General features: G+C 67.8%; 12 protein-coding genes and 1 riboswitch. Of the genes, 11 read left to right on the top strand and 1 reads right to left on the bottom strand.

The window, feature by feature from the left end:
- The first annotated feature begins 188 nt into the window (after window positions 1-188).
- From ACNPQM_RS35440 to ACNPQM_RS35395, 10 genes are all read left to right on the top strand, one after another.
- Window positions 189-797: a CDP-alcohol phosphatidyltransferase family protein gene (locus tag ACNPQM_RS35440; protein WP_358856266.1), complete on the top strand. Its 609-nt coding sequence runs from the start codon at window positions 189-191 to the stop codon at window positions 795-797.
- Between the two features lie 114 nt (window positions 798-911).
- Window positions 912-3,407 (top strand): sugar phosphate nucleotidyltransferase, encoded by a 2,496-nt coding sequence (locus ACNPQM_RS35435; RefSeq protein WP_418087192.1) that lies wholly within the window; start codon window positions 912-914, stop codon window positions 3,405-3,407.
- Window positions 3,408-3,505: 98 nt separating this feature from the next.
- Window positions 3,506-4,426, top strand: a complete 921-nt coding sequence (locus ACNPQM_RS35430; protein ID WP_418087191.1) for a DUF881 domain-containing protein — start codon at window positions 3,506-3,508, stop codon at window positions 4,424-4,426.
- Window positions 4,423-4,755 carry a small basic family protein gene (locus ACNPQM_RS35425; protein ID WP_023543062.1) on the top strand — a complete coding sequence of 111 codons (333 nt, stop codon included), beginning with the start codon at window positions 4,423-4,425 and terminating at the stop codon, window positions 4,753-4,755. Before ACNPQM_RS35430 ends, ACNPQM_RS35425 begins: the two co-directional genes overlap by 4 nt.
- Window positions 4,756-4,760: 5 nt before the next feature.
- The gene (locus tag ACNPQM_RS35420) at window positions 4,761-5,549 is read left to right on the top strand and encodes a DUF881 domain-containing protein (protein WP_358856263.1); all 789 of its coding nucleotides are present in this window, start codon (window positions 4,761-4,763) and stop codon (window positions 5,547-5,549) included.
- Window positions 5,550-5,739: 190 nt separating this feature from the next.
- A complete protein-coding gene (locus tag ACNPQM_RS35415) occupies window positions 5,740-6,513 on the top strand; it encodes an FHA domain-containing protein (RefSeq protein ID WP_418087190.1) in 774 nt (257 codons plus the stop codon).
- Between the two features lie 17 nt (window positions 6,514-6,530).
- Window positions 6,531-7,274, top strand: coding sequence for a MerR family transcriptional regulator (locus ACNPQM_RS35410; protein WP_418087189.1), 744 nt, complete (start codon window positions 6,531-6,533; stop codon window positions 7,272-7,274).
- 53 nt (window positions 7,275-7,327) lie between these two features.
- Entirely contained in the window at window positions 7,328-7,801 is a 474-nt protein-coding gene (locus tag ACNPQM_RS35405; RefSeq protein ID WP_358856260.1) for a bifunctional nuclease family protein, read from the top strand.
- Between the two features lie 168 nt (window positions 7,802-7,969).
- Window positions 7,970-8,584 (top strand): MerR family transcriptional regulator, encoded by a 615-nt coding sequence (locus tag ACNPQM_RS35400; protein ID WP_358856259.1) that lies wholly within the window; start codon window positions 7,970-7,972, stop codon window positions 8,582-8,584.
- A gap of 56 nt (window positions 8,585-8,640) precedes the next feature.
- On the top strand, window positions 8,641-10,095 hold the full coding sequence (locus ACNPQM_RS35395; protein WP_418087188.1) for a DNA polymerase IV: 1,455 nt from the start codon (window positions 8,641-8,643) through the stop codon (window positions 10,093-10,095).
- On the opposite strand, the gene ACNPQM_RS35390 is transcribed toward ACNPQM_RS35395, so the two are convergent.
- A complete protein-coding gene (locus ACNPQM_RS35390) occupies window positions 10,020-10,400 on the bottom strand; it encodes a PRC-barrel domain-containing protein (protein WP_358856257.1) in 381 nt (126 codons plus the stop codon). The genes ACNPQM_RS35395 and ACNPQM_RS35390 overlap by 76 nt on opposite strands.
- 101 nt (window positions 10,401-10,501) lie before the next feature.
- Window positions 10,502-10,599: riboswitch (glycine riboswitch) on the top strand.
- A 194-nt stretch (window positions 10,600-10,793) separates the two neighbouring features.
- Between ACNPQM_RS35390 and gcvP the strand changes: the two genes are divergently transcribed.
- Complete coding sequence (gcvP, locus tag ACNPQM_RS35385; protein WP_418087187.1) at window positions 10,794-13,679, top strand: aminomethyl-transferring glycine dehydrogenase; 2,886 nt, start codon at window positions 10,794-10,796, stop codon at window positions 13,677-13,679.
- Window positions 13,680-13,741 lie beyond the last annotated feature (62 nt).

The raw sequence follows: 13,741 nt of genomic DNA, 5'->3' as shown, positions 1-13,741 counted from the left end.
GGTACTGCAGGGGGGACCCTGTGGGAGAGTAGGACGCCGCCGAACAATTATTCCGGGAAAGCCCCGCACCTTTGGTGCGGGGCTTTTCTGCGTTCGCGGGGCCCCTTTTGTCACCCCCGTGCAAGTGCCGGCGAAGGCTGAGGGTAAGGTCAGGGGGCATCATTGGCACGTTCACAGGAGGCCCCCGGGTGGAGGTCCAGGAGACTCGGGTTCAGACGGACCGGGTCCTCACCATCCCCAACATCCTCAGCATGGCGCGCCTAGTCGGGGTACCGCTCTTCCTGTGGCTGATTCTTCGCCCGGAGTTCGGCGGGCCCAAGAGCGATGGCTGGGCGCTGCTTGTGCTGATGCTCAGCGGCATCAGCGACTACCTCGACGGTAAACTCGCCCGCCGATGGAACCAGATCAGCAGCCTCGGACGGCTCCTGGACCCGGCCGCTGATCGCCTCTACATCCTTTCGACCCTCGTCGGACTGACCTGGCGGGAGATCCTTCCGCTCTGGCTCACTGCGGCACTCCTTGCCCGTGAACTGATGCTTCTCGTGATGGTCGGAATCCTGCGGCGTCATGGCTATCCACCACCCCAGGTGAACTTCCTGGGGAAGGCGGCTACGTTCAACCTGATGTACGCCTTCCCCTTGTTGCTGCTCAGCGACGCAAGTGGTTGGCTTGGATCGCTGGCCGCTGTTTTCGGATGGGCGTTCGCAGGATGGGGTACAACGCTCTATTGGTGGGCAGGAATCCTCTACGTGGTTCAGGTCCGCCGACTCGTCAAGGCGGATGCAATAGCCGATTGAGCTCGTTTGATGCGGTGCCGCGCAGTGTCGCCGGTCCGCGGCTGAACTCTGAGATGTTGCCCTGACGGGCGAAGTCGGCCAAACCGTCGTCTCTTCAAGGAGGACGTTGCCGACATGAAGGCCGTCGTGATGGCTGGTGGTGAAGGCACACGCCTTCGCCCCATGACTTCCAGCATGCCCAAGCCGCTCCTGCCCGTCGCCAATCGGCCGATCATGGAGCATGTGCTGCGGCTGCTGAAACGGCATGGGCTCAATGAGACGGTCGTGACCGTCCAGTTTCTCGCCTCCCTCGTCAAGAACTACTTCGGCGACGGCGAAGAGCTCGGGATGGAGCTCACCTATGCCAACGAGGAGAAACCTCTCGGGACAGCCGGAAGCGTAAAGAACGCCGAGGAAGCGCTCAAGGACGACACCTTCCTCGTCATTTCCGGCGACGCGCTCACGGACTTCGACCTGACCGATCTCATCGCCTTTCACAAGGAAAAGGGCGGGCTGGTCACGGTGTGCCTGACCCGAGTTCCGAATCCACTGGAATTCGGAATCACGATTGTTGACGAGGCGGGCCAGGTCGAGCGATTCCTGGAGAAGCCCACCTGGGGCCAGGTCTTCTCGGACACCGTCAACACGGGCATCTATGTCATGGAACCCGAGGTCTTCGACTACGTCCAGGCCGACGTCTCGGTGGACTGGTCCGGTGATGTTTTCCCGCAGCTCATGAAGGAAGGCAAGCCCATCTACGGCTATGTCGCCGAGGGCTACTGGGAGGACGTGGGCACGCACGAGAGCTATGTGAAGGCTCAGGCCGACGTCCTGGAGCGCAAGGTCGATGTCGAGATCGACGGCTTCGAGATCTCGCCCGGTGTATGGGTTGCGGAAGGCGCCGACGTCCATCCCGACGCGGTGCTCCGCGGACCCCTCTACATCGGGGACTACGCGAAGATCGAGGCCGGTGTCGAGATCCGCGAGCACACCGTCGTCGGTTCGAACGTCGTCGTCAAGACCGGGGCGTTCCTGCACAAGGCCGTGATCCACGACAACGTCTACATCGGCCAGCACTGCAATCTGCGCGGCTGCGTGATCGGCAAGAACACCGACATCATGCGGGCTGCCCGCATCGAGGACGGTGCGGTCATCGGGGACGAGTGCCTGGTCGGTGAGGAATCGATCATTCAGGGCAATGTCCGGGTCTACCCGTTCAAGACCATCGAGGCCGGTGCCTTCGTCAACACTTCGGTGATCTGGGAGTCACGGGGGCAGGCACATCTCTTCGGTGCCCGGGGTGTCTCAGGAATCCTGAACGTGGAGATCACGCCGGAGCTCGCCGTCCGGCTCGCCGGTGCGTACGCCACCACCCTCAAGAAGGGTTCGACCGTCACCACCGCCCGTGACCACTCCCGCGGCGCCCGTGCGCTGAAGAGGGCCGTGATCTCGGCGTTGCAGGCCAGTGCCATCGACGTACGGGACCTGGAGAACGTGCCGCTTCCGGTCGCGCGTCAGCAGACCGCTCGGGGCAGCGCGGGCGGGATCATGATCCGTACTTCGCCCGGGGTACCGGACTCGGTGGACATCATGTTCATCGACGAGCGGGGCGCAGACCTCTCCCAGGCGGGGCAGCGGAAGCTGGACCGGGTCTACGCCCGCCAGGAGTACCGCCGGGCCTTCCCGGGGGAGATCGGGGATCTGCACTTTCCGTCCAGCGTCTTCGACTCCTACACCGGGGCACTGCTGCGCAATGTGGACACCACGGGGATCTCCGCCGCCGGTCTCAAGGTTGTCGTCGACGCGTCCAACGGCAGTGCCGGGCTTGTTCTGCCGAGTCTGCTCGGGCGGCTCGGCGTGGACGCGCTGACCATCAATCCCGGGCTCGACGAATCACGGCCCACGGAGTCAGCCGACGCCCGCCGCTCCGGGCTCGTGCGGCTCGGGGAGATCGTCTCCTCGGCACGGGCCGCGTTCGGAGTGCGCTTCGACCCGGTTGGGGAGCGGCTCTCCCTGGTGGACGAGCGGGGCCGGATCGTTGAGGACGACCGGGCCCTTCTGGTCCTGCTCGACCTGGTGGCCGCCGAGCGGCGCAGCGGCCGGGTGGCCTTGCCGGTGACCACGACGAGGGTCGCCGAGCAGGTCGCCGCTTACCACGGCACACAGGTGGAATGGACGACGACGTCGCCGGACGACCTGACGCGCGTGGGGCGCGAGGAAGGCACCATTTTCGGAGGAGACGGGCGGGGCGGTTTCATCGTCCCCGAATTCAGCAGTGTCTTCGACGGTTCGGCAGCCTTCGTACGGCTGCTCGGGCTCGTCGCGCGGACCCAGCTCACGCTCAGCCAGATCGATGCCCGGATTCCCCTTGCGCACGTGTTGCGCCGCGATTTGGCCACTCCCTGGGCCGTCAAGGGACTGGTCATGCGCCGGGTGGTGGAAGCCGCCGGGGACCGTGACGTCGACACCACCGACGGCGTGCGGGTCGTCGAGGCGGACGGGCGCTGGGTGATGGTGCTTCCCGACCCGGCCGAGGCCGTCACCCATCTGTGGGCGGAAGGCCCCGACGACGCCTCGGCGCAGTCACTGCTCGACGAATGGTCGGCGATCGTGGACAGCGCAGGTCAGTGACCTGCCGCCGGCGTGCCGGGAGGTGTCGCGCAGACGCTTCCCGGCGCACGGGTGGGGCCATTCGGCGGTACTAGCTGCGGCGTGCGACGATGTGCGGCATGTCGCAGCAGCCCCCCGATCGGAGTACCCCCTCGCCACCCGCGCGCCCTGACGCGTCCATGTCGCTGCTGACCAATGTGATGGACCACAGCCTGGACGACGGCTATGCCGAGGCCACGGCCAAGCGCGAGGCCGACGGGAGTGCGGCCATGCCCCGCACACTGAAGGCGAAACTGGGCCTCGCGGCGTGCCTGGTGCTGGCAGCTCTCGTCGTCACCCTGGGCGCCGCAGAGGCGCGTGTATCGGCGCCGGTCCTCGCCAAGGAGCGCGGGGAGCTCATCGAACGAATCGACACAGAGACGTCGGCGGCCGACAAACTGGAGTCCCAGGTCGACAAAGCCCGTGACGACGTCGGCGAGCGGCAACGTAAAGCGTTGGAAAAGCATGGCGGGGACCAGGGCCAGCTCGTGGCGCTGCTCTCCGGGGCGACCGCCGTCAAGGGACCCGGTGTGAAACTTGTCGTCGACGATGCCAAGGGCACCGACCAGGGCGGCGGCGGACCGCGTGAGACCACTGGTTTCACCGACACGGGGCGGGTGCGCGACCGGGACATGCAACGGGTCGTCAACGGCCTCTGGCAGTCGGGTGCGGAGGCCATCGCCATCAATGGGCAGCGGCTGACGGCCCTGTCGGCGATCCGCGCCGCGGGCGACGCCATACTGGTCGACAACAAACCGCTCGTGCCGCCGTACACGGTGCTTGCGGTGGGGGACGGGAAGCGGCTCAGCACCGCTTTCGAGGACAGTGCCGACGGCCAGTACCTGAGGGCGCTGAAGGACACCTTCGACATCCGGACCAGCATGTCCGTCCAGGACGAGGTGCGCCTTCCGGCTGCGCCCAGCCTCATCGTACGAACAGCAGAGCCGAAGGCCGCAGACACCGTCAGTGGTGCGGCAGACACAGGGAAGGGCACATCGTGATCGCCGTACTGGGCCTCGTCGTGGGAGTCGTGGTCGGACTGTTGGTCCGGCCCGAGGTGCCGGCGGTGGTCGAGCCCTATCTCCCGATCGCTGTCGTGGCCGCTCTCGATGCGGTCTTCGGTGGTCTGCGGGCCATGCTCGACGGCATCTTCGTCGACAAGGTCTTCGTGGTGTCGTTCCTCTCGAATGTCGTCGTGGCCGCACTGATCGTGTTCCTGGGCGACAAGCTGGGTGTCGGAGCGCAGCTCTCCACCGGTGTGGTCGTCGTCTTCGGCATCCGCATCTTCTCCAACGCCGCGGCGATCCGCCGGCACGTCTTCCGGGCCTGAGGCCGATGAGCAACGAAGAGTTTCCCCGTGACCAGGAGCGCAACGGCGAGCAGCAGGCCGACAAGCCCGAGCAGCTCACCGGGCGCCAGCGGTTGATCGCCGGGCTGTGGCCGCCCCGGGTCACCCGTGCGCAACTTGTTGTGGCGCTGCTGCTGTTCGTCCTGGGGCTGGGTCTGGCGATCCAGGTGCGGTCGAACAGTGACAACAGCGCACTGCGCGGCGCCCGCCAGGAGGATCTGGTTCGCATTCTCGATGAACTTGATGACCGTACGCAGCGTCTTGAGGATGAGAAGCAGCGTCTGGACGATCAGCGTACGGAGCTGGAGAACAGTTCGGACCAGGCTGAGGAGGCCCGTAAGCAGACCGTGGAGAAGGAACGGCAACTCGGTATCCTCGCGGGCACCGTGGCGGCACACGGGCCCGGGATCACGCTCACGATCAACGATCCGGGCGATGCGGTGCAGGCGGACATGCTGCTCGACGCCCTCCAGGAGCTGCGTGCGGCCGGAGCGGAGGCGGTCGAGGTCAACGGGGTGAGGGTGGTGGCCAATACGTACTTCTCCGGCGACGGTGGCGCCATCAAGGTCGACGACCGGTCCGTCTCCGCGCCGTACGTCTTCAAAGTGATCGGTAAACCGCAGGATCTGGAGCCGGCGCTGAACATCCCCGGTGGTGTGGTGCAGACGCTGGAGAAGGAGCAGGCGACCGTGCATGTGGCGCAGGCGGACGACATCGTCGTGAATGCCTTGCGACCTGCGGAGCAGCCTGACTACGCTCGGTCGTCAACCCGGTGAGGGCGCCGGACACGGGGCTCGGAGGACACGGGCAAGAGGTTGCGGGGGGTCGCCGCATCGTAATGGTGGCGCGTGGTGGAAACTGTCGAGTGGATACGGACGTTGTGAAGATGTCCGGGTCGGCAGGTGTGTTCAATCAGGGTTCGTCCTGCCCCACGGGCGGGTCTGTTTCGGTCAAGGGGAATCGCCCGTGAAGTTGTTTGCGAAGTTGTTCGGCAAGAGCGCCCGCGATGACGCGGCCCGCCATCGCGCACCGCGCCATGGCCAGGCCGAGGAGCAGGGCACGGATCGCCCGCTCTTCCGTGACGAGGTGTCGGGTTCGCGTGGTGACATTTCGGGTGGAACCGGCGCGTCGTCTGTTGACCCTGCCGGTCCGGGCCGCATAGGTTTCGGGGATCCATCAACCTCAAGTACGGGTGGAGGGTTTGGGTCCATGCCGGTCTGTACGAGGTGCGGCCATCGCAATGCCGAGGCCAGTCGTTTCTGTTCCAACTGCGGTGCGCCGCTTCGGGGAGGCGCGGCTGCGGAGCGTCTTTCGGAGACGACATCGACCATCTCCATCTCCGGTCTTGAGGCTTACGAGGCGGAGGCGACGGGCCAGACGTCCCTGCCCTCCCTCTCGCCGGAGGCGCAGGCCGCCGTCGACGCCCTGCCGCTCGGCTCGGCGCTCCTGGTGGTGCGCCGCGGTCCGAACTCGGGCAGCCGCTTCCTGCTGGACAGCGAGCTGACCACGGCCGGCCGCCACCCGCAGAGCGACATCTTCCTCGATGACGTGACGGTCTCCCGCCGTCATGTGGAGTTCCGCCGGAGCCCCGACGGCAGCTTCACGGTCGAGGATGTCGGCAGCCTCAACGGCACGTACGTCAATCGTGAGCGCATCGACTCCGTCGCGCTGTCCAACGGCGACGAAGTGCAGATCGGGAAGTACCGGCTGGTCTTCTACGCAAGCCAGCGGGGCATCTGACCCGTCAGGGAAGGTCCATGCTGAGAACACCGACGGGCGGTGCCGGGCACGGCACCGCCACCGCCGACAACCGGGCCATGAGCATCGGCGCGGTGCTCCTGCAGCTGCGGGACGAATTTCCCGAGGTCACCATCTCCAAGATTCGCTTCTTGGAGGCCGAGGGGCTCGTCGAGCCGCAGCGGACCCCCTCCGGCTACCGCAAATTCCGCCCCGAGGACGTCGAGCGGCTGGCACAGGTGCTGCGGATGCAGCGGGACCACTATCTTCCGCTCAAGGTCATTCGCGAGCACCTGGACGCCCTGGCCCGCGGCGAGCAGGTGTCCCTGCCGGCCGCGGGCGGTCCACGGGACCCGAGCGACGGTTCCTGGGACGGTGAGTCCTGGCAGGCCACCGCGGCCCGGATCGGGCGTGCGGAGCTCCTGGCCGCCGCCGAGGTCACCGAGAGTGAGCTCGAGGAGTGGGAGTCGTACGGGCTCATCGCTCCGACGGCGGAGGGTGGCTACGACGCCGAGACAGTGACTGTCGCCAAACTTGTGGCGGATCTGGGTCGATTCGGTCTGGAACCGCGTCATCTGCGGGCGATGCGTGGGGCTGCGGAACGCGAGGCCGGCCTGATCGAGCAGGTGGTCGCACCTCTGCGCCGACACCGGAATCCGCAGACCAGAGCCCATGCGGAGGCCAAGGCGAAGGAGCTCGCGGAGCTCTCCGTACGGCTTCATTCGGCCTTTGTGCAGACTGCTCTGCGGATCAGACTCCACTGATCACGGGGGGCCCCGACTACCCAAACCTGCCGAGCACGTCCTAGGGTTGCTGTGTGAACGAGCTCGACGTTGTGGGTGTCCGGGTGGAAATGCCCTCCAACCAACCGATCGTGCTCCTGCGTGAAGTGGGAGGCGACCGGTACCTCCCCATTTGGATCGGTCCTGGTGAGGCGACCGCGATCGCCTTTGCCCAGCAGGGCATGGCTCCGGCCAGGCCGCTGACCCATGATCTCTTCAAGGATGTGCTCGAGGCCCTGGGCCAGGAGCTCACCGAGGTCCGCATCACGGACCTCAGGGAAGGGGTTTTCTACGCGGAGCTGGTCTTCGCCGGCGGGGTCGAGGTGAGCGCGCGGCCGTCCGACGCCATAGCGCTCGCGCTGCGAACCGGCACGCCGATCTACGGTAGTGACGGGGTGCTCGACGACGCGGGGATCTCCATCCCTGACGAGCAGGAGGACGAGGTCGAGAAGTTCCGGGAGTTCCTCGACCAGATCTCGCCGGAGGACTTCGGTAGCAACAGCCAGTGACCGTCCAGCGGGGTCACCGTCAGCGCATTCGGCAAGCCTTTCCCGGGAACGGGGCACGGCAAACCACCCTCCGGGTGATTATCACTCGGCGTGCCGAGTGTGGCGATCGTTGACGCACCCCAGGCGACTGCCTACCTTCGAGATGGCAGGTCAAGGACGGAGGTCGGCGTGAGAAACAGCGGCGACGGTACGGCAGCGGGTGGGCCGTACCGGCAGCACGGAAGTACAGCCGACCGCACCATCAGGCAACCGGTTCAACCGGCGGCGATGGCGGGGGACTCGGCAGTGATCGGCGACATCGGCTATCGCGGGCCGACGGCGTGCGCGGCGGCGGGGATCACCTATCGGCAGCTCGACTACTGGGCGCGCACCGGGCTCGTCGAGCCGAGCGTGCGGCCTGCCTACGGATCGGGCACGCAGCGCCTCTACAGCTTCAGGGACGTCGTCCTGCTGAAGATCGTGAAGCGGTTTCTCGACACGGGCGTTGCCCTGCAGAACATCCGCACCACGGTCCAGCATCTGCGGGCCCGGGGGTTCCAGGATCTTGAGCGGATGACGCTCATGAGTGACGGCGCGACCGTCTACGAGTGCTCCTCGCCCGACGAGGTCGTGGATCTGCTCCAGGGGGGCCAGGGGGTCTTCGGCATCGCCGTCGGCGTGGTCTGGCGGGATGTCGACGCCGCGCTGTCGCAGCTGCACGGCGAGCGGGTGGACACCGGCGAGACGCTGATCGGCAACAACCCCACCGACGAGCTTGCACGGCGGCGCAACCGCGCTGTCTGACGGGCCGCGGAGCGAGGCGCGGCGATTGTCAGTGCTGTAGGGCAGCATCGGATGATGTGAGAGCTGCGCCCACCATCCTGCATCTGGACATGGATGCCTTCTACGCCTCGGCCGAGCAGGCGGCGAAACCGAGCCTGCGCGGCAAACCGGTCGTGGTCGGCGGGCTGGGACCCCGTGGGGTCGTCGCCACCGCTTCCTACGAGGCGCGGCGCTTCGGGGTGCACTCCGCGATGCCGACCGCGCAGGCCCGGCGGCTGGCGCCCAATGCCGCCTATCTGGTGCCCCGCTTCACCCTGTACCGGACGGTGAGCGACCAGGTGATGGGGTTGCTGGGGCAGCTGTCACCACTGGTGGAGCCGCTCAGCCTGGATGAGGCGTTCGTCGATCTGGAGGCCGGCGGAACAGCCGACGACACCGCCTCGGCGCGGGCCATCGGCGAGCAGCTGCGCGACGCCATCAGAGCCGTCACCGGACTCACCGGCTCGGTCGGCCTCGCGGGCTCCAAGATGCTGGCCAAGATCGCCTCGGAGGAGGCGAAACCGAACGGGCTGCTGATCATCGAGCCGGGGACGGAACGGGAACTGCTCGCCCCGATGTCCGTGCGGATCCTCCCCGGCGTGGGCCCTGCCACCGGGGACCATCTGCGGCGGGCCGGGATGACCACGGTCGACGACCTGGTCACGGCCGGCGAGGCGGAGCTCGTACGGCTGCTGGGGAAGGCGCACGGCGTCGCGCTGCATCGCATGGCCCTCGGGTATGACGACCGCCCTGTTGTGGCCGAGCGAGACGCCAAGTCGGTGTCGGTCGAGGACACCTTCGACATGGATCTGCACGACAGGATCCGGGTCAGGATGGAGGTCGAGCGGCTGGCGGACCGTTGTGTCCAGCGGCTGCGGGCCGCGGAGCGCTCGGGCCGCACCGTGGTGCTGAAGGTGCGCAGATACGACTTTTCGACGCTCACGCGGTCCGAGACGCTCCGGGGGCCGACGGACGACCCCACAGTGGTCAGAGAGGCCGCTGCGCGGCTCCTGGAGGCTGTGGACACCACCGGAGGGGTACGGCTGCTCGGGGTTGGCGTCACGGGGCTCGCCGACTACACGCAGGAGGATCTTTTCGCCCAGGCAGCCGGTGAGCGGGCTGCGCCCGAGGTCCCGGCCCGGGAGACACCGGGCGCGGGCGGCCACGGGGACGAGCCGGCGGACGGAGCGCAGGAGCAGGAGACCGCCGAACAGCTCGCGGTCCGGAGCTGGCACGCCGGGCACGACGTATGCCATGACACGTTCGGCCACGGCTGGGTTCAGGGCAGTGGGGTGGGCCGGGTGACCGTGCGGTTCGAGGAACCCGGGTCACCGCCCGGCCGGGTGCGGACGTTCCGTGTCGACGATCCGGAGCTGCAGCCTGCGGATCCACTCCCGCTGGTGCGTGATCCGGCGGACTACTCGTCCTGGCCGGCCAGCCTGCCGAAGTCCCGGTCCGGGCCCGGCTCGTCGGACGGCGAGTCCAGGCCGTAGTGCCGGTAGAGCTGAAGCTCCTGTTCCGGCGAGAGATGGCGGCCCACGCCGAAGTCGGGTGCGTCCTTGATCAGCGCACGGTCGAAGGGGATCCGGAGCACGTCATCGACGAATTCGCTGGGCTCGAGCGGCACGAAGGCGTCCCTGCTGAACAGTCCGGTACGTACGGCTGCCCACTCGGGTATGCCGGTCGCGTCGTCGAGATACACCTCGTCCACAGTTCCGATCTTGGTGCCCTGGCGGTCGAATGCCTTGCGGCCGATCAGGCTGCGCGGATCGATGTCGGTCTGCACGGTCCCTCCCATTGGTCGCGGCTACTCCACAGGCTCTACGAAAGTGCAGATTCGGGCTATCGGCCACTTGAGAATTCCGTCGCGAGCCCCGCTGGTAGGCTGGTGATGGCTGCTGACCCCGTGCGGGAGAGCCTTCCGGAGCGCATCCGGCAGGCGCCGAAGGAGCAAATCCTCCCCGGAATCTCTCAGGCCCCCGTACCGCACGGACGAGGTCACTCTGGAAAGCAGGGCGGGTTTCGTGGCGGCAGCAGCCGGGACGGATCCCTCCCTCACCGACGGTGAAAGCCGGTCTGCCTCAGGGCGCACCGGTGAAGCTCTCAGGTTGAGATGACAGAGGGGGAGGCCGTCCGGGCACCCGCGCCGTGGTGCCCCTCGCAGGTCGTGACAGACCAGGAGGCCTCCACCATGACCCCCCGTCGCACTCCGCTCTCCCAGCTGGAGCAGGGCATCCCCTTCGAGCAGCGCCACATCGGCCCCGATGCCGAGGCGCAGGCGAAGATGCTCGCCCAGGTCGGTTACGGCTCGCTCGACGACCTCACCGCGGCCGCAGTGCCCGATGTGATCAAGAGTGCGGAGGCGCTGCAGCTGCCGTCGGCCCGTACCGAGGCCGAGGTTCTCGCCGAGCTCCGCTCCCTTGCCGACCGCAACCAGGTGCTCGCCCCGATGATCGGGCTCGGCTACTACGGCACGTTCACCCCGCCGGTGATCCTCCGGAACGTCATGGAGAATCCCGCCTGGTACACGGCCTACACCCCGTACCAGCCGGAGATCTCGCAGGGCCGCCTGGAGGCGCTCCTCAACTTCCAGACGATGGTCGCGGAGCTGACCGGGCTGCCCACCTCCGGCGCCTCGCTGCTCGACGAGGGCACCGCCGCCGCCGAGGCCATGGCGCTCGCCCGACGCGTCGGCAAGGTCAAGGACGGAGTCTTCCTGGTCGACTCCGACACCCTGCCCCAGACCATCGCCGTGATCGAGACCCGCGCCGAGCCGACCGGTGTCGAGGTCGTCGTCGCCGATCTCGCCGAGGGCATCCCGGCAGAGATCGCCGAGCGCGGTGTCTTCGGCGTGCTGCTCCAGTACCCGGGTGCCTCCGGCGCCGTCCGCGACATCAAGCCCGTCATCGAGCAGGCCCACGAGCTCGGCGCGATCGTCACCGTCGCCGCCGACCTGCTCGCCCTGACTCTGCTCACCTCGCCCGGTGACCTCGGCGCGGACATCGCCGTCGGCACCACGCAGCGCTTCGGTGTACCGATGGGCTTCGGTGGACCGCACGCCGGCTTCATGGCCGTCCGCGAGAAGTTCGCCCGCAGCCTGCCCGGCCGCCTCGTCGGTGTCTCCGTCGACGCGGACGGCAACAAGGCGTACCGCCTTGCCCTGCAGACCCGCGAGCAGCACATCCGTCGCGAGAAGGCCACCAGCAACATCTGTACCGCGCAGGTACTGCTCGCCGTGATGGCTGGGATGTACGCCGTCTACCACGGCCCCGACGGCTTGCGGACGATCGCGCAGCGCACCCACCGCTACGCCACGATCCTGGCCGAGGGCCTGCGCGCGGCCGGGGTCGACGTCGAGACCGGCGCCTACTTCGACACGCTCACGGTGCGTGTCCCCGGCAAGGCGGCGGATGTCGTGGCCGACGCCCGTGACCGCGGGGTCAACCTGCGTCTTGTCGACGCCGACCGGGTCTCCCTCGCGTGCGACGAGACCACCACACGTGCGCAGCTCGCCGCAGTCTGGGCCGCCTTCGGCGCCGACGGTGACATCGAGGCGCTGGACGCCGCTGCCGCCGACGCGCTGCCCGAGTCCCTGCTGCGCACCGATGAGATCCTCACCCATCCGGTTTTCCACCAGCACCGCTCCGAGACCGCGATGCTGCGCTACCTGCGCAAGCTCGCCGACCGTGACTACGCGCTGGACCGTGGCATGATCCCGCTCGGCTCCTGCACCATGAAGCTGAACGCGACCACCGAGATGGAGTCGATCACCTGGCCCGAGTTCGGCGCGCTGCACCCGTTCGCGCCGGCCGAGCAGGCGGAGGGCTTCCTCACGCTGATCCGTGAGCTGGAGGAGCGCCTCGCCGAGGTCACCGGCTACGACGCGGTCTCCATCCAGCCGAACGCGGGCTCGCAGGGCGAGTTCGCGGGCCTGCTCGCCGTGCGTGCGTACCACCGGGCCAACGGCGACGAGCAGCGGACCGTCTGCCTCATTCCGTCCTCCGCGCACGGCACCAACGCCGCGAGCGCCGTGATGGCGGGCATGAAGGTCGTCGTGGTGAAGACCGCGGACGACGGTGAGGTCGACGTCGAGGACCTCCGTGCCAAGATCGAGAAGCACCGCGACGAGCTCGCCGTGCTCATGATCACGTACCCGTCGACGCACGGTGTGTTCGAGGAGCACGTCGCCGACATCTGCGCCGAGGTGCACGATGCGGGCGGTCAGGTGTACGTCGACGGCGCCAACCTCAACGCGCTGGTCGGTCTTGCCAAGCCCGGTCGGTTCGGTGGCGACGTCTCGCACCTGAACCTGCACAAGACCTTCTGCATCCCGCACGGCGGCGGTGGCCCCGGTGTCGGTCCGGTCGGCGTGCGCGCCCATCTGGCGCCGTACCTGCCGAACCACCCGCTTCAGCCCGGCGCCGGCCCCGAGACCGGTGTCGGACCGATCTCGGCCGCGCCGTGGGGCTCGGCCGGTATTCTCCCGATCTCCTGGGCATACGTACGCCTGATGGGCGGGGAGGGCCTCAAGCATGCGACGCAGGTCGCCGTACTTTCGGCCAACTACATCGCCAAGCGTCTGGAGCCGCACTACCCGATCCTGTACACCGGCCCGGCCGGTCTGGTCGCGCACGAGTGCATCGTGGATCTGCGGCCGATCTCCAAGGCGACCGGGGTCAGCGTCGACGACATTGCCAAGCGTCTGATCGACTACGGCTTCCACTCGCCCACCATGTCGTTCCCGGTGGCCGGCACGCTGATGATCGAGCCGACCGAGAGCGAGAACCTTGCCGAACTCGACCGGTTCTGCGACACGATGATCGCCATCCGTGGCGAGGTCGAGAAGGTGGCCTCCGGCGAGTGGAGTGCGGAGGACAACCCGCTGACCAACGCCCCGCACACCGCCGCCATGCTCGGCGGGGAGTGGACGCACGCGTACAGCCGCGAGACGGCCGTCTTCCCGGCCGGAGTCTCGGCCGCCGACAAGTACTGGCCGCCGGTGCGCCGGATCGACGGTGCGTTCGGTGACCGCAACCTCGTCTGCTCCTGCCCGCCGCTGGACGAGTACGACAACTGACCCACCCGTTCGGGTGTGACCCGGGCATGCGTCGGGGCCGGTTCGGAGATCTTCTCCGGGCC

This window comes from Streptomyces sp. NPDC056231, assembly GCF_048270745.1.
In the GTDB taxonomy this organism is placed as follows: domain Bacteria; phylum Actinomycetota; class Actinomycetes; order Streptomycetales; family Streptomycetaceae; genus Streptomyces.
The sequence above is the reverse complement of the archived record's forward strand: the minus strand, read 5'-3'. Positions and strand labels throughout refer to the sequence as shown.